18 protein-coding genes are annotated in these 18513 nt (G+C 52.5%); 10 read left to right on the top strand and 8 right to left on the bottom strand.

Annotated elements, in window-relative coordinates:
* Positions 1-15: 15 nt before the first annotated feature.
* Together NST96_RS21895 and mqnE are read right to left on the bottom strand one after the other, a co-directional pair.
* On the bottom strand, positions 16-1251 hold the full coding sequence (locus NST96_RS21895; RefSeq protein WP_122958463.1) for an MFS transporter: 1236 nt from the start codon (positions 1249-1251) through the stop codon (positions 16-18).
* A 191-nt stretch (positions 1252-1442) separates the two neighbouring features.
* Positions 1443-2546: an aminofutalosine synthase MqnE gene (gene mqnE, locus NST96_RS21890; protein WP_003389698.1), complete on the bottom strand. Its 1104-nt coding sequence runs from the start codon at positions 2544-2546 to the stop codon at positions 1443-1445.
* A gap of 430 nt (positions 2547-2976) precedes the next feature.
* On the opposite strand from mqnE, the gene NST96_RS21885 reads away from it, so the two are divergent.
* Together NST96_RS21885 and erpA are read left to right on the top strand one after the other, a co-directional pair.
* Entirely contained in the window at positions 2977-3198 is a 222-nt protein-coding gene (locus tag NST96_RS21885; RefSeq protein WP_342404601.1) for an aspartyl-phosphate phosphatase Spo0E family protein, read from the top strand.
* A 139-nt stretch (positions 3199-3337) separates the two neighbouring features.
* Positions 3338-3697 (top strand): iron-sulfur cluster insertion protein ErpA, encoded by a 360-nt coding sequence (gene erpA / locus NST96_RS21880; RefSeq protein WP_031931953.1) that lies wholly within the window; start codon positions 3338-3340, stop codon positions 3695-3697.
* Positions 3698-4393: 696 nt separating this feature from the next.
* On the opposite strand, the gene NST96_RS21875 is transcribed toward erpA, so the two are convergent.
* Positions 4394-5518: a hypothetical protein gene (locus NST96_RS21875; protein WP_342404598.1), complete on the bottom strand. Its 1125-nt coding sequence runs from the start codon at positions 5516-5518 to the stop codon at positions 4394-4396.
* Positions 5494-6045 (bottom strand): sigma-70 family RNA polymerase sigma factor, encoded by a 552-nt coding sequence (locus NST96_RS21870; RefSeq protein WP_342404596.1) that lies wholly within the window; start codon positions 6043-6045, stop codon positions 5494-5496. The genes NST96_RS21875 and NST96_RS21870 overlap by 25 nt, the downstream gene beginning before the upstream one ends.
* 119 nt (positions 6046-6164) lie before the next feature.
* Here NST96_RS21870 and NST96_RS21865 point away from each other — a divergent pair, with 119 nt between their 5' ends.
* The 8 genes from NST96_RS21865 to NST96_RS21830 all read left to right on the top strand — a co-directional run bounded on the left by NST96_RS21865 (position 6165) and on the right by NST96_RS21830 (position 13451).
* Positions 6165-6533 carry a YolD-like family protein gene (locus NST96_RS21865; RefSeq protein WP_227277499.1) on the top strand — a complete coding sequence of 123 codons (369 nt, stop codon included), beginning with the start codon at positions 6165-6167 and terminating at the stop codon, positions 6531-6533.
* 193 nt (positions 6534-6726) lie between these two features.
* Positions 6727-7623, top strand: a complete 897-nt coding sequence (locus NST96_RS21860; protein ID WP_172921023.1) for a metallophosphoesterase — start codon at positions 6727-6729, stop codon at positions 7621-7623.
* 132 nt (positions 7624-7755) lie between these two features.
* Positions 7756-8136 carry a cupredoxin domain-containing protein gene (locus NST96_RS21855; protein ID WP_003389687.1) on the top strand — a complete coding sequence of 127 codons (381 nt, stop codon included), beginning with the start codon at positions 7756-7758 and terminating at the stop codon, positions 8134-8136.
* A gap of 336 nt (positions 8137-8472) precedes the next feature.
* Positions 8473-9195 (top strand): amino acid ABC transporter ATP-binding protein, encoded by a 723-nt coding sequence (locus NST96_RS21850; RefSeq protein WP_024983106.1) that lies wholly within the window; start codon positions 8473-8475, stop codon positions 9193-9195.
* Positions 9196-9230: 35 nt separating this feature from the next.
* A complete protein-coding gene (locus tag NST96_RS21845; RefSeq protein ID WP_081787775.1) occupies positions 9231-10046 on the top strand; it encodes an ABC transporter substrate-binding protein in 816 nt (271 codons plus the stop codon).
* Between the two features lie 65 nt (positions 10047-10111).
* The gene (locus NST96_RS21840; protein WP_003389683.1) at positions 10112-10801 is read left to right on the top strand and encodes an amino acid ABC transporter permease; all 690 of its coding nucleotides are present in this window, start codon (positions 10112-10114) and stop codon (positions 10799-10801) included.
* Between the two features lie 42 nt (positions 10802-10843).
* The gene (locus NST96_RS21835) at positions 10844-11578 is read left to right on the top strand and encodes an IclR family transcriptional regulator (RefSeq protein WP_003389681.1); all 735 of its coding nucleotides are present in this window, start codon (positions 10844-10846) and stop codon (positions 11576-11578) included.
* Positions 11579-11798: 220 nt separating this feature from the next.
* Positions 11799-13451 (top strand): M20/M25/M40 family metallo-hydrolase, encoded by a 1653-nt coding sequence (locus NST96_RS21830; protein WP_342404590.1) that lies wholly within the window; start codon positions 11799-11801, stop codon positions 13449-13451.
* A gap of 300 nt (positions 13452-13751) precedes the next feature.
* On the opposite strand, the gene NST96_RS21825 is transcribed toward NST96_RS21830, so the two are convergent.
* From NST96_RS21825 to NST96_RS21810, 4 genes are all read right to left on the bottom strand, one after another.
* Positions 13752-15344, bottom strand: coding sequence for a YcdB/YcdC domain-containing protein (locus NST96_RS21825; RefSeq protein WP_340701521.1), 1593 nt, complete (start codon positions 15342-15344; stop codon positions 13752-13754).
* On the bottom strand, positions 15328-15870 hold the full coding sequence (locus NST96_RS21820; protein WP_003389678.1) for an RNA polymerase sigma factor: 543 nt from the start codon (positions 15868-15870) through the stop codon (positions 15328-15330). The genes NST96_RS21825 and NST96_RS21820 overlap by 17 nt, the downstream gene beginning before the upstream one ends.
* Positions 15871-15942: 72 nt before the next feature.
* The gene (locus tag NST96_RS21815; protein ID WP_342404589.1) at positions 15943-17460 is read right to left on the bottom strand and encodes a PepSY domain-containing protein; all 1518 of its coding nucleotides are present in this window, start codon (positions 17458-17460) and stop codon (positions 15943-15945) included.
* An 89-nt stretch (positions 17461-17549) separates the two neighbouring features.
* Positions 17550-18413, bottom strand: coding sequence for a helix-turn-helix transcriptional regulator (locus NST96_RS21810; RefSeq protein ID WP_003389676.1), 864 nt, complete (start codon positions 18411-18413; stop codon positions 17550-17552).
* Positions 18414-18513: the final 100 nt, after the last annotated feature.

The raw sequence follows: 18513 nt of genomic DNA, 5'->3' as shown, positions 1-18513 counted from the left end.
TTTTATAGGAAACGGCTACTCGCTGCCTGCGCTTGCTTCGGCTGCCCTGTCGCGAAAGAACAGCCTGGCGAACGGCAGATGGGTGACCAGCATAAATCCGAGGCACACTAGCAGTACAGAGAATATCGGCAGTGTAGTGAGGAGCGCGCCCGATAACATGATGCCAGCCGCATAGCATGTATCCAGTACCGGCAAGGTCATGCTATTGAACAAACCTTGCTGCTCATACGGAATCCGCGTCTGTATCACTGAAAAGTAAATGATCGTCGCCACGATTTCAAACACAGCAGCCAGGACGAGGACGAAAAGGGTCCAGGTAAGCCCGAGCGGAAAGGCAAGGCCGGTCAAAAGGACAGCTTCCCCCAGTCCAAACAGGAAATAGACCCAGGTCAGGGAGTACGTCCGTGTCAGCCGGTTTACAACCCTGTCGCAGACAAGTGCTCCTGCGAGCGACCCCAACCCCTGTGCTGCCAGAAGCAGCCCCCAGTATTGCTGGGGATCTCCGTACAAGCCGGCAAGTGACAGCAGAAAGATCTTCAGCATTCCCAACAAAAGGGAATACCCGATGGCTGTCACGACAAAAGCAGCGATCATCCGGTCACGAGAAAGCAATCCGAAAAAGGCAGGGAGCGCCGAGAAAATCGCTTTTGTAAAGCCATTTTCGTTCTCTGCCTGCTTTTGGCTTTCCGCTGCCGGAAGCATGTAAAACAGGGCAAATGCAGCAAGTCCGGCAAAGGAGCAGAGCAGAAGCATCGTTCCGATGCCAAAAACGAGGATGGCCATGCTTGCGGCCAAGGGCCCGATGATTTTGCAGAGGCGCTCGATACCCATGATTGCTGCGTTTCCCTGAATCTCCAGCCCTTTTGGGATGACCCTGGCCCGCAAGGTGAGCGAAGCGGGAGACCCTGCTGTTTTCGCGATGCCGATGCCGAGCAGAATGAGCTGCACCTGCCACAGCGAGGATGACAGGGGCAAGAGCGTGACCAGGATGCTGTAAGCCGCGATATCCAGGGTCGTCACTCTTTTTGCGCCCCAGCGGTCAATCCAGGAGCCGATGATTGGACCGAGCAGGATGCCGGGCAGCAGTTCAATGACAATACTGAAGACAAATTCTTTCCCCAGTCCGTAGCGTTGGTGCAGAAACAGCGGGATAGCGGTAACCAGCATCCACTGCGTCCACTCCCACAGAAACAAGGCAGCGAGATAGCGTCGGAACATCTTTTCATTTTTTGCTATTTTCCAGAAAATCAATTGAGATCCCCCCAAGTTATGAATTGCCTAACCGGGGGGCTGCAACAATTAAGAGCGGCACGGTTCACACCTCCTGAACATTTGAAAATGTCTTACAATCAGTAACGTAACAAAAATGGCTGATAAAAACAAATAAAAAGACAGGACACCGGTTAAGGCGTCCCGTCTGCAGACTTCAACAGCGTATTCGTTTAGTGTTCTTTGACAACATTGTAGAAGGTGTCGCGTTCCAGCGCGCGTTTGCCGGCGCCCTTGATCAGCCAGACCAGCTCATCGACAGTGAGCGCTTGCTGTGTAAGCGCCCCGGCGGAGTGGCTGATGCGCTCCTCGATCAGCGTTCCGTGCACATCGGACATCCCCATGGTCAGGGACAACTGGGTCAGCTGGGTGCCGATGTTGATGAAGTAAGCCTTGATGTGCGGGAAGTTGTCCAGCATCAAGCGGCTGATCGCCATTGTTTTCAGGTCGTCGATAGCAGAGTTGCGGCGTTTGATGCCGGCTGTCGCTTTGATCGGCTGGACCGCCAGCGGGATGAATACCAAAAATCCGTTGGTTTCATCCTGCAATTCACGCAGGCGGAGCATGTGGATCACGCGTTCTTCCAATGTTTCGATCGATCCGTACAGCATGGTGGAGTGAGTTTTCATACCCATTTGATGGGCAGTACGGTGCACTTCCAGATACATATCTGTCGATGCCTTTTCCGGACTCATTTTCATGCGGTACCGCTCGGTCAGGATTTCCGCGCCGCCTCCCGTCAAGCTTTCCACTCCGGCCTTGCGCAGCTCCTCGAGCACTTCACGGATGGACAGGCCAGAGATGCGGGAAAAGAACTCGATCTCGGCACCGGTGTACGCCTTCATCGTGACATGCGGATACGCTTTTTTCAGCGTGCGGATGTTGTCGAGATAGTAATCAAACGGCACATGCTGGTTGTGGCCGCCGACGATGTGAAACTCGCGGATGCCTTCGTGGTAGCGGGTCTCTACATAGTGAAGCAGCTCTTCGGTGTTCATCGTATAAGCGCCGTCTTCGCCCAAGTCGCGGCGGAACCCGCAGAATTTGCAATGAGCCTCGCAGACGTTGGTCGGATTAATGTAGAGGTTTTGAATAAAGTAAACATTGTCTCCGTTTTTCCGTTGGTTGACCAGATTGGCAAGCTGGCCGATCGTCAGCAAATCATTAGAATTAAAAAGGGTGAGACCGTCCTCCAATGTAAGTCGTTCACCGGCAATTACCTTGTTGGCCACTGTGGACAAATTTTTGTCCTGAAGAACAAGGGTGTCGAGTGCCATCATAAACACTTCCCTTCAGCTAGAATTACTCGCAATCCTGTGATGTTGTTCGAAAGGGTATCAGTCTCTGCCGGGCACTAAAAGCCAAGGAACACTCCTCCAGATGAAGCCTTCCGTTCAGCGAGAGCGTCGACAATCAGCGCCCCGTAAGCAACGACAATAGTTCTACTCTTCACATGAGCAGTCTGGTGATTAAAATCAATGATTACCCTTTTCCTCACGATAACAAAAGCACCTATATTATAAACCTCTTCAGGAAGGGGAACAATATGAGAAGTTTTGAGAAGGATTGTTTGTAAAAATATAACAAATGTCGCCAAATTTCCAGATCTTTCATGGTTATAAAAGGAAAATTTGTTTGCCTAATGTCTTATCATCTTGTAAAATAAAGGTACGAAAGCCTTAATGATCTTTAGGAGGAGCTTCAGCAATGCGGGACGTTTTGCTTGAAAAAATTGAACTCCTTCGACAGCGTATGGTTAGTATGGGGTTAGAGTTTGGGTTGGATCATCCAGAAGTACTGGAATACAGCAAGAAGATTGATCAACTTCACAACGAGCTGAACCAAATGGATCATAATCTGTCCAAGGTAGGTAAAAAGAAGCAGTCCTACTGCTTTTATATTTTGGATAAAAAGGCCTATTTTGTATAAGAGGGGGCAACCCTCTTTTTTTGCTGCCTTTTTGGGCCCGCCAAAGTGCAGCGCAGTCTTGAGAGCACAGGTGCTTCTTCGGTATACTGTAAGGAGAACGCCGCATCATAGTAACAACGGCTGACAAGGAGGGAAACGAATGATTACCATGTCCGAGCAAGCCGCCCTGAAGGTAAAAGAAATGCTGGCGGCAGAGAACAACCCTAACCTGTTTTTGCGCGTAGGTGTCCGCCCGGGTGGGTGCAGTGGCTTTACCTACGGGATGGGTTGGGATCAGGAAATCAAAGAAGGCGACCAAACCTTTGAACAAAATGGAGTCAAGATTGTTGTCGACAAAGACAGCTACCTATATATCAAAGGCACGGAAATCGACTACAAGGAATCGATGATGGGCGGAGGGTTTTCCATCCAAAACCCGAACGCGGTCGCTTCCTGCGGCTGCGGTTCTTCTTTCAAGACCGCGCTGGCTGAGGGGAAAGCGGAGAAGTGCGACGACTAAGGAAAGACAAAAGCTGAAACGAGAGACCTCCTTGGGCATATGCAGAAGCTGGATGCATTGCCCAGGGAGTTTTTTTTGTACCAATCATGCAGATCTATCTCTACGACATGTCCGGTTGGCAAAAGGAAAAGATCGGTCTTGCAGGGGAGGGGAATCTGAATCTTATGATCTACATGATCACAATGCTGGGTGTGGCGATTGTTTTTGTTATCTGGAGCTGTGTGCTTTCGCATAAGTACAAATGGAACAGAATCACCTTGGTTCCAACCATCGTTACACTTGTTTTGCTATTTTACTTGCTGGGAAATTTTTTAAGAATGTAAAGGTTTCACGCGAGTCCGTTTTTTGTAGAATATCGTTTTGCTCCTGCAGTCTTATAACCTCTAAACGAAGACCTTACGGGACCCCTTGACTCTCATTGAATGTAGTGTTTGCGTCCTCCCGCAATACCAAGGAAAAGGCTACGGCCATGATATGCTTGCGCGTGTAGGGAAACTCCTGGCAGAGCGCTGCAAACAGGTTCGTCTGGGAGTGGTCACTCATCACAGGCGTGCTTTGAACCTCTATCAGTCGATAGGTTTTGAAGCTGTTGCCGAGTTTCACTATTACGTCATCGATCTCAAAGACATATAGAGAAAGGGTAGGGCGCGAATACCCGCCTTTTCCTGTTTCAGCAAGCCACCCCACGAGCTGCGATCAGCCTTTCGGCGGGGGCGCAGCAGCATGTAGATACTCCATCACCTCTCGATCTGCAACATAGCTGTCCACCAGCTTCACCTGTTTCTCTGTTACCTCGTAGGTCCAGTAGCTAGGGATCGTCATTTGGCGATTGTCGCCACCCTGAATCGTCCACATCCGTTCAAATGTAACGAGATAGCTGTCTCTCGTCTGCAGCTTTACCTTCGTTCGCAGGCTGGTGGTTGCCAGTGTCTCGGGTATTCCTTCGACACGGACTTGCCTGGTTTCACCTGTGCGGGCAGGAAACTCCGGCTGCTCCGACAGCGCCCGCTCAATCGCTTCCTGGACGGTAAACTCTCGATCCCGGTATAGCTCCTCCAATGCCTCTTCACCTCCTTGCAGCCCCCAGATGAGGATGTAGCGGCCGTCCCAGTTTTTCGTCAGACCGAGCCCAAAGAAGGGGCTCCATGCCGAACTCGTTCCCGATTCAAGCGCTTCTTCTTTTGGCGAGCCAAAATCGCTTGCATAGAACGTCTCCAGCTCGGCTTTTTTCTGCATGATCCTCTGTTCGTCTTTGCTTTCGATCTGGTATCGGGCAGCATAGAGGAAGCCGTGTTCAAAAGAGAGCGTCAGCTGTACCTGCTCGTCTCCCAAGGTGACGGGCATGAAGGCTTCTTGCAAGCCGTCCGCACCCAGGATTTCAATTCCCCCAAGCGGCTGCAGTTCTCCCAATTCGGGGAAGAGCGCCTTTGCTTCGTCATAGGTCATGCCGAGCGAAAATACGCGGTAAAAAGCCAGTTTATCCGCTTCTGTCTGCCAGGCGACAGTCTGTTTGGGTGCTTCGGGCAGTGCAGGGGCTGGCGTCTGCTGGTGATTGGGCGTCGTCACAGGAGGAGAAACCAACTGGCTTGGATTTTCTTCCGGAAGCTGAGCGAGCGGACCGGCCCAAAGAAGGATGGCGGCCACTGCCGCGACGCCAGCTATGGCACATGTTCGGACAAGGAATCGTTTTTTTCCACTTTTAGCCATTGCTTGGGAAGCGAGCGTTCTTTGCTCCAGCCGGGACACTTCCTCCTGGGTCAGTCTGAGCGAGTCGTGTACCAGTTCCTTTCGTTGTTTCAGCTGTCGGTCAAGGATGTCCAATCCTGATCTCCTCCTTTCAGCAATTGCCTCAGCTTTTCCAAGCCTCGCGAAAGCCTGACCCGCACTGTTGAATCCTTCAGTCCCAAAAGCTCGGCAATGTCGGGCGTTCGCATCTCTTCAAAGTAGTAGAGCACAATGACTTCCCTGTATTTGGTCGGAAGCCCCATGACGTTTTGGACCAGCTCGTCATTTTGAAACTGGTGCATAACCTGCTCCTCGATAGACTGAGAGGAGCTCCTTTCAAAAAAAACGGAAGTAAAAAAAAGATGCCGATGATTCCATGATCGCAAATAATCCTTGGCGGTGTTTATGGCAATCCGGTAAAGCCAGGTCTTCGGATTGGCGTCTTCCCGAAAGGAATCAAATTTTTGAAAGGCTTTCACGAACACCTCCTGGGTCAAATCCTCGGCGATTGCTCTATTTTTTACATAGTAATAGGCTGTTCGAAAGATCAGGGCATGGTGCGTGGCCACCCACTCCTTGATGACCTGCTCTCTTCTCTTGGCTAGCGGTTCGAAGGGAATCACCTCCTTGCTCATTGCTTATTTGACGAAGCTGGAGGCAAGAGCGCTACAAAATCCTCCATTTGCATATTCGCAAAAAAGGAGTAGAATAAGAACAAATGTTCCTGTTGGAGGGTACCGGAATGGCTAAGAACATCGAAGACTTTTCAGAAAGTATGGAGATGGCAGTTTTGAAACACGCGTTGTCGCTGACGAAAGGCGGCGAGGAAAGCCCGGCGCTGCCTCTTGTTGGACGCCCGGTCGTGGACGAAGACGATTTTGGCGAAATGTGCTTCCGCGTCTACGATTCGACGCAGTACGACTACGCGATCACCGTTTCCTGGTTTCGCGAAACAGCCGGGGGACTGGGAGTGGTCGAGACAGCCTGGGGGGTCGTCCGGAATATCGATGTGGGACAAAAGAAATTCAAGCTGGTCAACGACTGGGAGGCGCAGTGGATCGGGGTTGAAGATCTGGTGCGCGTCGTTAAAACAAAAAGGGCGAGCTTTTAGGATGTACAGCTCAGTGCGTGGTTTGCCATAATAAGGAAGGGACTCGTTGAAGTTGTGTCGAACTTCATTTACGATCATATTTTGAGGCTCACTCTCTTTTATTCGGTTCAGGGAAAAAGGCAAAGATCGGCAGAAGACAGAGGCTTTGCAAACGGGAAATGGGCCTCAAGAAATCGTGCTGGGGGAAAACGCTATGGCTTTATGGGGAACGTTGGCTGTCTTTTTTATTTTGATCTTCCTGGGAATGTTGAGCTTTCACACGTGGGTTGTCAAAACGACAGTCTGCCGGCTTCCAAAGCCTCACTCACCTGCTTGCACGATAGTCCACATTTCTGATTTGCATGGCCGCACCCGGTTTTGGAATGGAAGGATCAGCAGGCTGATCAACCGATGGCAGCCGGATCTGGTGTGCGTGACGGGAGATTTGACTAGCAGAAGAGAGCAGCTGACACATGTGCTAAACGAGCTGGGACGCATTGAATCTCGTTTCGGCTTGTTTTTTGTGCCCGGGAATTACGAAAGGGAGGAACGCCGCTTCTTGAGGAAGCGCAAGTTTGCAACGGCTGAATATGAACAGCTGCGGGAAGCGTGGCTGTCCCGAATGACTGTACTTGAAAATGCGGCCGCTTTTGTACAGATTGATGGAAGGCCAGTCATGCTGTACGGTTTCGACAACTCCATTTACGGAAACGAGCGGAACAACGTGCCAGACCAGAGCGCGTTTATGGACCACTCAAATGGTACGGCTGAAAGCGCCAATCCGGCGCCGTTGACTGTTTTTCTGGCCCACTCGCCTCGCATTAAGAGGTTTATTCGCCAGGAAGGGCTGGCCTATGACCTTCTGCTTTGCGGCCACACCCACGGCGGGCAGATCCGGTTGTTTGGGAAGACCTGGGGAGCATACCGGGATGTGCATACAGGTGCAAAAACAGATTCGGACAGCAGTGTTTTTTATGTCAGCCGCGGATTGGGAACAGTGAAGCTGCCCTTTCGCTGGAAGTGCTTTCCCGAAATTACCGTCTTCTATATCTCTCCTGTCGCGGATAAATCGGGAGTAGAGAAACATAGTGAAATGCAAGAGTTTTCCTAGTTTTTTCCAAAGTTCACCAATCGTTCTCAGGTTCGTCAAGATTCATTCACAGACTCCCAGATTTTGGACGGCCTTCTTTCGTTATAATGAAATTGTAGAACTTGCAGAAATTGCATGAAAGAAGGGTGCCTTATGAAAAAAACGTGGGGTTTACTGATTTCGGCAGTGGCCATTTCCGCTATGCTTGCGGGCTGCGGAGGAGACAAAAAAGAAGCAGCGGCAGGAGGCGAACAAGCGCCTGCAGCAGCCACTGAAAACGCAATCAACATCGAAGCTAGCAACTGGAAGTTTAACCAGGAATCTTTCGAGGTGAAAGCAGGAGAGCCGTTCACGATCAACTTCAAATCGACTGAGGGCTTCCATGGGATCGGCATCGAAGGCCTGGATGTAGATATCCAAAACGAGGGCAGCAAAACGATGACCATCGACAAAGCAGGAGAGTACAAGATCTTCTGTAACGTGATTTGCGGACCTGACCACGGCAAAATGATCGCCAAGCTTGTCGTGAAGTAACAACTGGCCAAAGCGCCGGCAACGATTTGAATAACAAAACCCAAACACTCCGGCCGCTTTCGGTCGGGGTGTTTTTTGTTGATACAGCGCATTTGGCCTGGACGGTTGCTCGCAAAATAGTTTCAAAGATGCATAGAGAATACAGTCCCAACTGGAAAGGCTTATTTGTCCCGAAAAGACGAGCCTTTCTTTTTTTGCGAAAAAAAGGGTGACAGAATGCTATTGAGTAAATATAATCAAAACAGAAACTATTTTCACAATTCGGAAAAGTATATGTATGCGTTTTCATGATTTGATTATTCACCACGAATTACCGGAAGGGGGGCAAGCACAAAAATGATTGAAGTGAAAAATTTGTACAAGTCGTTTGGCTCGCTTACCGTCTTGAAAGGCGTAGATCTGCAGGTGGGCGAGAGAGAAGTGGTAGTTTTGCTGGGGGCCAGCGGCTCGGGAAAAAGTACCTTGCTGCGATGTCTGAACTTTTTGGAAATGCATGATCAGGGGGAGATTCACGTCAACGGCCAGAGGATCGACCCGAAGACGACGGATTTGAACAAATTCCGGACAGAAGTCGGGATGGTCTTTCAGCACTTCAACCTGTTTCCGCACAAGACGGTCCTGGAAAACGTGATCGAAGCGCCTGTCCACGTAAAAAAGACTCCCCCCGACAGGGCGCGGGAAGAAGCGTACGCCCTGCTGGAAAAAGTGGGAATGAGGGACAAGGCCGACGTTTATCCGGACATGCTCTCCGGCGGACAAAAGCAGCGCGTCGCCATCGCGCGGGCACTGGCGATGAAGCCGAAAATCATGTTGTTTGACGAGCCGACATCGGCGCTCGATCCCGAACTCGTCGGGGAGGTACTGCAGGTGATGAAGCAGCTGGCGAAGGAAGGCATGACGATGGTCGTGGTCACGCACGAGATGGGCTTCGCCCGCGAAGTGGCCGACCGGGCTGTTTTCATGGACAACGGGCAGATCCTGGAGCAAGGGGAGCCGGAGCATTTCTTTACCAACCCGCAGCAGGAAAGAACCCGACAGTTTTTAAACAGCATTTTGTAAAGCAAGGAAAGACAACGATAAAAGGGGGCATCACGATGAAAATGAAAAAGAAATGGACGATGGGGGTACTCTCCACCTTGCTTTTTGGCTCGCTCGTATTGTCGGCCTGTGGAACGTCCCAGAGCACGGGGGGAACAGCCGGGGAACAGGGGGCCAAAGACCCGAACAAGAAAGACTTTACGTACGCGATGAGCGGTGTGTACAAGCCGTTTAACTTTAAAGAAAACGGGGAGCTGATGGGCTTCGACGTGGAGATCGGGCAGGCGCTGGCAGAAAAAATGGGGATGAACCCCGTGCCGATCACCAACCCGTTTGAAACGATCATCCAGGGGCTGCAAGCGAAGAAATACGATACGGTCATCGGCAGCTTGACGATTACGCCTGAGCGGGAAAAAGCCGTTGCGTTCTCCAACGTATACTATCGCTCCGGCGCTCAAATTTTCGTCGCGGCCGGCAACGACTCGATCAAGTCAGCCGACGATTTGAAAGGCAAGCGAATCGGTGTCCAAAAGTCATCCAGCTATGAACAGCAGGCGCTGAAATTGACAGACAAAAGCAACATCACGACGTATGACAGCGATGTCACGGCATTGATGGATCTGCCGACAGGCCGCCTGGACGCGGTGATCACGGATCAGATGGTCGGCTTCCGCTACATGAAGGAAGTGCCGGACAAGATCAAGGATGTCGGGGAGCCGCTCAGCCATGACAATCAGGGGATTGCGCTGCGCAAGGACGATAAAGAGCTGCTGGAGAAGGTGAACAAGGCTCTGGACGAGATCATCAAGGACGGCACCTATCAGAAGATCAGCGAGAAATGGTTTGGACGCAACATTTTGGGAAGTGAATAACCCTTTCCGCGGCCAGTGGGCGTCTGTTACGGGCGCCCCTATTTTTAAAAATGGGGTGAACCAATATGTTTGACATCCTTTTGTCCAGCTATCCCATGTTTTTGGAGGCGACATTCTTAACACTCCGGTTAACGGCGATCTCCCTGATCATGGGGTGTGGCGTCGGTCTGCTGATTGCCTTTTTCCGCATCTCTCATTCCAAGGCGCTGCAAACGATTGCCCACGTGTATATAACGGTCATCCGCGGAACGCCCCTGATCGTACAAATCATGGTGCTCTACTTCGGGATAACCGAGATCGTCACGCTCTCTTCCTTTTGGGCCGGCGCTTTTGCGCTCGCCATCCACAACGGGGCCTACATTGCCGAGATTTTTCGCGGCTCTATCCAGTCCATCGACCGCGGACAGATGGAGGCAGCCAAATCGCTGGGGATGTCCTATCCGCTGGCGATGCGCCGGATCATCCTGCCGCAGGCATTCAAACGGGCCATCCCTCCGCTCGGCAACCAGTTTATCATCGGGTTGAAGGATTCGTCGCTTGTCGCTTACGTCGGGATGCAGGAGCTCTGGGGTACCGGGCTGGGCGAAGCGGCATCAAACTACCGGCAGCTCGATACGTATTTGGTAGTCGGTCTCTACTACCTTGTGCTGGTCCTCATTTTCACCTACGTGGTAAATCGACTGGAAAACCGCTTGAACACGGGGGCGGCAAAGAAAAAGAGCAAAGGCTATGATTCGGCATCTCAATCCGTGTGAGGAATGTCGGTACAATCGGGGTAAGGATGGGGAGTTTAGCCAATGGTACAGTCAATTGACAGGGCAATGGAACTTATCAATGTGCTTGTCTCCGATGAAACGAAGTCGGATTGGTCCATCTCGGAGCTGGCACACGCCACCTCTCTGCCGCTCAGTACGATTCATCGCATCCTCGGGACGCTGAGTTCACATGGATTGATCAGTCAGGACCCGGTGACCAAGCACTACCGGATCGGTTACACCTGGATGACCATCGGCATGCGCATGCTGGACAAGATCGATATTCGCGTCGTCGCAAAGCCGGTGATGGAGCGCCTCGCCCGGGAAGTGGAGGAGAGCATCTGCCTGAACATTCCGAGCGGCCTGGATGCCATTTTGATCGAAAAGGTGGAGAGTCCGCTCAAGCTGCGCGTGGCGGAGGATTTGGGCGACCGGATTCCGCTCACGATCGGCGCTCCCAACAAGACGATGCTGGCTCATATGCCGCAGGCGGACATGGAGCGGATCGTCAGCCAGCTGCTTCCTCGCCATCAGCAAAGCGAGTTTATCGAACAGTTGGCAAAGATCCGGGAAAACGGCTATGCCATCAGCTCTGGAGAACGGACGGAGGGAACGACGGCGATCGGCGCTGTGATCATGGGACGGAACCAGAAGGTAGCCGGCGCCCTCTCGATTAATGCCGTTGCTTTTCGCATCACCGACGAAAGGCTTCCCATGCTGATCGGGAAAGTCAAAGAGGCGGCGGAGGAAATCTCGCTGCTGAGCGGGAATAGATGACCCGAGCGGCAATATTGTGACTCGAACGGGGATTGCATGGCGGAACGGACTTCAAGACCGGAACAAGTCTACACGACCGGGGCGGGACTGTATGGCGGAACAGGTCTGCAAGATCGGAGCAGCACAATATGACCGAAGCCAGTGGCCATATTTGGCCGCCTATTTTTTCACCATCATTCAGAAAATGATTCCATGATACGGAAAGTAGAGGGGTTCCATTATGGGAAATGCATGGAAATGGCAAACAAAAGAACAACTGATCGAGCTTTTGGGCAAGCTGGTAAGCTATCCGTCCGTCACGGGCTCTAAAGCTGAAATCGAGCTGGCCCGATTTGTCGCCGGAGAAATTGCAGCGCTTCCCTATTTCCAGGCCAATCCGGGCCATGTGCAGCTTCATCCGACAGGCGACGGCCGGTTTTTCGTCACGGCGCTGGCGAAAAAAGCGGAAGGGGTTCAGCCTACCGTTGTCCTGGTCAGCCACTTCGACGTGGTAGATGTACAGGACTTTGGCGAGTGGAAGCCGCTTGCTTTTGATCTCACCGCAGTGACCGATGAGTATTTGCGGCACCGGGATGAGCTACCGCAGCATGTCCAGCAGGACCTGGCTAAAGGTCAATGGCTGTTTGGACGCGGCTCGATGGATATGAAAGCAGGACTGGCCCTGCAGATGTCGATGCTGGAGCGGGCTTGTGCCGGCGAGTTTGACGGGAACGTGCTGCTTTTGACAGTACCGGATGAAGAGGTGAACTCACTCGGCATGCGTGCGGCTGTGCCGGTATTGCTGCAGCTTGCCGAGCAGCACGATCTCGACTATCGCGCCTGCCTCAACTCCGAGCCCGTCTTCTCCACGTATCCGGGGGATGAGAACACGTACATCTACAGCGGATCGCTGGGAAAAGTGCTGCCCGGCTTCTACTGCTACGGCAAGGAAACCCATGTGGGCGAGCCGTTCTCGGGATTGAATGCCAACGCGATGGTATCCCGGCTTACATGCGAACTGGAGCTCAACACCGATTTTTGCGAGGTGGTGGAAGGAGAGGTCACGCCGCCGCCAACGAGTCTGCTGCAAAAGGATTTGAAGAAAGAGTACTCGGTGCAAATCCCCGACCGTGCCGTCGCCTTGTACAACATGTTCGTGATGGAAAAACCGATCGACGAGGTGACAAAACAGCTCCGTCAGCTTGCGGAGAGGACCGCAGACAAAATCGAGCGGGAGTACGCAGAGCGGGCGGCAATTTTCGCCAGTCTGAACCAGTCGCAGCCAATCTCGATGAAAGTAAAGGTATTGCAATACGAGGAGCTGCTTGCCTATCTCATCGGGAAAGTCGGACGGGAGCAGGTGGAGAGCATCCAGGAGCAGGTCATGGCAGGCCGAGGCGAGCTGGACGACCGCGAAGTGACGATCCGCCTGATCGACGAGCTCGGTCTGTTGTGCAAAGAGCTGGCGCCGATGATTGTGCTGTTTTATGCGCCTCCGTACTATCCGCCGGTCAGTTCGCGGAACGATCCGCTCATCCAGCACGTGATCGGGGAGGTCAGCGCCCGAGCCGCTGCAAGCCACCAGTTGGAGCTGAAGCACCAGCACTACTTTCCGGGTCTCTCCGATCTGAGCTACACCGGTCTCCCGGAAGCTGCTCAGGCCATCCAGCCATTGGTGGACAACATGCCGCTCTGGGAAAAAGGGTACGCGCTGCCGATCAAGGAGCTGGTCGCCCTGAATATGCCTGTGATGAATCTCGGACCGTTTGGCAAGGATGCCCACAAATGGACAGAGCGGCTGGATGTTCACAGTGCGTTTGAGGTGCTGACCGACCTGCTGCCGTTTGCGATCGAGCAGCTTTTGCAAAAAGGAAGCGACGTAAAAACAGGCTGACGCTTACAACTATGCTGCCGTCAAGAACAACGCTTCAAGCATCATACATGCTGGCAAAGAGGCAGGCTCCCGCAGACACCTCAGCGGAGAGTGATGTCCATCCCGCTACCTGCAAAAGGAAGAATGGGAAGGATCGCGGAGAAAAGCAAGTGCTCCAGGTTCGTTGAACAGGCGGGGAGCTCCGAGCCCTCCAAAAGGCAAAGAGCAAAAAGGGAGAAAAATGCGAGGGCCGGAAGAAGCCCATGCGTTTTTCTCCCCTTTTCGATGGAAGGAAGTCTGTTGGTCAGATTACTTTTAAAATTATTGCCCGGTCGGCAATATACGAGGGTTCAATGGCAAGTAAACAAGCGAGGGAGCAGGAGTTCCTTTGGGCCAAACGTAAACAAGTGAAGCCGGATGCTTGCTCACAAATTCCCGCGCGGCTTCCCCGGCCGACTGCAGGCTTGCATCAGCCCTACGCTCACGGTTTTTTCGGGAAAAGTCTCCTTTAAACCCGGTTACCTTTCCGGATGAAGGATCGACATCTACCGAGTAGGTGTCATCCCATATAGGAAGCTCCCGGTAAATCCCGGTGAACGTAATCCGGGTAAATGACGGTTCTTTTTCCACCTTGGCTATCTGCAGCATTTTCGTATCGGAATCAAGGTATGTTTCAAGAAAGGAGGCGGCAATTTCGGCAGCTTTTTCTGCGGTCGTTTTGGTATCTCCGACAGGGTGATGATTCACGTATTCGATTTCAACAATTTCTCCCGATGATTCCTTTGTCACGACTGTGACTGCGCTGTCATTCCCTACGGCCCAGCGATACTCTTTTACATGATTGATCCCATCGTTTAAGCGCTGCGGCTTGCCCCCAACCGCAATGCCAAAATCCGTTTCCAGCACGGCAGCAGCCTCCTCTGCTGTTCGGGCAATCAAGGGCTTTTCGGCAGGCACGATTTCCATCCGCTTTCCGAGCAGCCGGGAATGTTCCTGTCCGGACCCGGCTGGTTGGCCGTCCAGTGCATGTACATAGCCCATCAGGCCGGGATCGTAAACCATGGCCGAAGCGCCCGCCGGCGATTGTTCTCCGGTTTGACCGGCGTAGAAGAGCTTGAGTTTGTCAGCGATAAGCTGCTCGGCTTTTTCCCTGGGAATCGCCTTGGCCGGATCGGGAAACACGCGCTCGTCCGTCCATTTGCGGTTGCTGCTCGACTGCAGCTTTTGACCCTGATTGGAATTATCCAGGGTTACGACAAAGCAATCATCAAGAAACGGAACGCCATTCACCATTCGGGTGAAGACATATTGCCGCTTTGCCGGATCGGATAATGCCTCGATGAGCCGGTAATGCCGGCTCTCCCGGCCGATCATTTGCTGGAGGTACGCTGCCGCCGGATGATTGTCAGTCACTGCGCTGTCGGTACTGTCTCCGGGAGAATCTGGCAGGCTTGGTGCTGTTGCCGGAGGTGCGTTCACGGATGAATTGCCCAAAGGAGCGATGGATGGTCTGCGGCTTTGGGGTGGCTGCGGATTCGCTGTTTTCCGTGAGGCGTCATCCGGCTCTTTTGTCTCAGTCTGCGAATGCTTCTGATCAGCCTGCTGCTTCTTGGGAGCCGCAACGGAGAATTCGGGCCCCTGCTTGTCATGTACTGAGGAGTGAGGAGTGGCCATCGGTATTTGTTCCGCAGAGGGAATGGCGAGTACAGCCCCCAATGCGGCAACGAATAGAAAGCTGGCTGCTTTCAAGGCGAAGACAACATACGCTTCGCTGCCTTTTGCCTGATCCATCCTTCTGGCTTTTTCGGCCAGCATCGTCTGCAGCTGCTCTTTGGCCTCTATTCTGGGGGCTGGAACGCGGCTGTTCAGTTCCCGTAATTGCTGGTGCAAGCTGTCGTTATTTTCCCAGTGCATTTACGACCCTCCCTCCGTGGCATTCCGGGCCGAGCTTCTTTTGAATGAGCTTGATGGCTCGGTGAAAATCGACCTTTACTTTCGCTTCGGAGATACCCAGTATTTCAGCCGTTTCCTTTATGCTGCACCCCTTGATGGAGCGGATGATAATGACCAGCCGGTACTTGGCCGGCAGCGCGAGGATCGCCTCTCGCAGTTCCCGCTCCTGTTCCTTTTCGGCAAACTCTTTTTCCGGCAGTCCGGTTTTGGCTGGCAGCCCGTGAAACCAGCTGTCGACGAATATTTGCTGAAATCGTTTCCGGCGATACTGATCGATGGCAACGTGCTTGGCGATGGAGAATATCCACGTTTTGAGCGCCACGCGCCCGTCATAGCGAGGGAGCGCCTGCAGCACACGGGCGAATACCTCCTGCGTAATATCCTCCGCATCGCTTCGATTTCCCACAAAGTGATATAAAAAATAATAGATTTCCTGGTAATAGGCCTCGCAAATTTCGCGGATGCGCTGTTCGCAGCTTCCAGACATCCCGTTCCTCCTTTCAGAGACGGTGCTTGCCTCCAGGTAATGGAGAAGCAAGCACCGGCGCGGTTGCCTTTCTTAACGCGGAACGATCTTTCCTGTGACCGCATCCACAAATTCGAGCACGTCGGGATTGATCTGGGCTTTGTACACGAGAACGGGCTGATCTGCTTGCTTGGATTGGTTGATCGGATAAAAATACGTCAGCTGGAGCGGATGGTATTTGAGATATTCTTGCATGGCCTGTTCCGCGCTGATCGCGTTTTTGGGGTCGGGAAGAGCGAATTTGTCGCGAACGGAAGGGCCGATCAAACGAATGGGCTTGCCTGTATCGCTGTTGATGGTTACCTGAAACGCTTTCTCCACGAAAGGTATTCCGTTTGTCGCAGGATAAACCGCGAAGTTGAAATGCCCCTGTGGTTCAATGTACAAGCGAGTCTCCAACACAACGGCTTTGCTGTCTGGATCAAGGAATGGCTGAATCAACTGAACAGCAGCCTTTTTCGCGTCTTCCAGAGAAATTTTGCTGCTGGCTGGCGGCTGTACAGAATCTTCGCCGGTATCGAGTCCTGCGGAGAAGACCAGTCCGCTGGTTGGATCGACGGTTACGAAACGGTTCTCATTGTTTTTCGTCCACCTGTACTCTTTATAGCTTTTCCCCGCCGCAGAGCCGTTTTGTTCCGAAAAGGAAGCGCCAGCGAGTTCAAAGCCGAAAACGTTTTGCAAAATGGACGCAGCTTCTTCTTTGCTGCGGGCAGCCAGTGGCTGGCCAGGCGGAGCAACAGGTATATCATAAAAGAACTCTCCGGTGAAGCTCTTGAATTTTGCATGCTCAGTGTCCACCCAGGAGCCTGTCTTGGCATCCATGTACCCGGAGCCGACAACCTGATAGACCAGGCTGGGTGTTTTGTCAGGGCCGGTCAGACGGTAAAACGGCTTCATCATGTTGGTCATAGCTTGCTTGGCTTGTTCCGGGGACATGGCCTCAGACGGGCTCGGAAGCTTGGACGGATCAGGTGAGCCGTTCAGTGAGGCTTCGTTGGAAAACTCCACAACATTTCCTGCTCCATCCAAGGACACAAACACTTTTTTCTGTTCGACGGGGATGCGGTTGATCGATCTGGCGAACACGGCTCCATTCAGGCTCTTTGACGACGCTTCGTTGTATTGCAATTCCGCCAGGCTGCAGTCAACCAATCCCTTTTGATGAGCGGCAGTCAAAAACGCCTCCGCCTTTTTCTTTTGTTCGCCGAGTGAAAGCTCCTGGTCCATTTCATTAGCGCCGCTATCCAGCGAAAAGCTTTTGATCTCTCCGGTTTTCTGCATAAAGATGGTCATTTCCGGCAATTTTGCTTTTTCGGCTTTGCGGGTAATCACGACCGTGCTGCTGTCCGCAGCCATTTCCACTGTTTGAACGGGGAGCTCTTTCATGTAGGGCAGCAGCGTAGATAATTGCTCCAGGTTTTTTTGGATGACGTCATTCAAAGGGGCTGGGCTGCTGGCATAGACTGCCGTCGTCCCGGCAGCCCAAAGAGGGCTTGCGCTTAAAAGGCTTGCTGCCGCGATTGTCAGCATTGCTTGATTCAGCTTTTTCATGCTACGAACCTCCTAGGTTTTCTTTTCTCACCTGCGTTATTCGCATGAAACAGCAAAAGGTTACAAAATTTTTCCGGATTTGTTTGTTTTTATTCCAATTTTGCTGTTCGGGCAGACTGGCGCTCCATGAGCTGCTTCAGCTTTTCCTCCGTCGAGGAATCCGGAGCGGGGGTGTAGATGCTGCAGCGCAGATCGGCATCGCCCTGTACCTGCAGAGACGTCAGATGGAACAGCATTTTGCCTGCTTTGGCGTGCCTGAATTCAATCAAGACCTCCGGGGCAGAGCTCACCCGGCTTTGCTCCCACAGCGGATGGAAGTCGGGATGGGTCCTTTTCATCTCGTCGAGGAACTGCTCGTACCATTCGTCCTCTACGTACTGGCCGTAATACGCGCGGAAAATGGACAAAAAGCCGCTGACGAAGTGCTCCCAGTTCACCGCCAATCGGCGAAGCTCTCTTCTGGCAAACAGTAGACTGATGAGATTCCGTTCCTTGGCGGGAATTTGTTCAAAGTCGAGGAAGACATGGGAGGCCGCCTGATTCCAGCCGACGATCTGGCAGCGCCTGTCCGAGATAATCGTCGGGCAATAGCGCAGCTCCTGCAAAATCCTTTGCAGCGACGGACTGATTTTGGGCTGCTCCTCCTGTGAAAGAATGGGTCCTGTTCCGCTCTCGAACGCGAGGGCATACAAGTATTTGCGCTCATCGACGGTCAATTGCAGGGCGTTGGCGATCGCATCGAGCACGGATGCCGATACGCGAATGTCCCGCCCTTGTTCCAGCCATGTATACCAGGTAAGGCTGACTCCGGCCAGTTGTGCGACTTCTTCCCTGCGCAGTCCTGGCGTTCTTCTGCGCTTCCCGGCGGTCAACCCGACGGACTGGGGCTGCACCTTGGCTCTCTGCGTTTTTAAAAAAGCGGATAATGCCTGCAATCTGGTCTGGTGGTTCATCATCGATCCCTGCCTTGTTTTAGTCGGTAAGGTGGTAGTTGTTATACTAGTATAAACGACAACTTGTAATAGGATAACGGGTGTGACAAGATTACTTCCA

It is taken from the genome of Brevibacillus sp. FSL K6-2834 (assembly GCF_038592925.1).
Classification (GTDB): Bacteria; Bacillota; Bacilli; order Brevibacillales; family Brevibacillaceae; genus Brevibacillus; species Brevibacillus borstelensis.
Note: the sequence above shows the minus strand (reverse complement) of the source record. Positions and strands in the feature narration are given on the sequence as shown.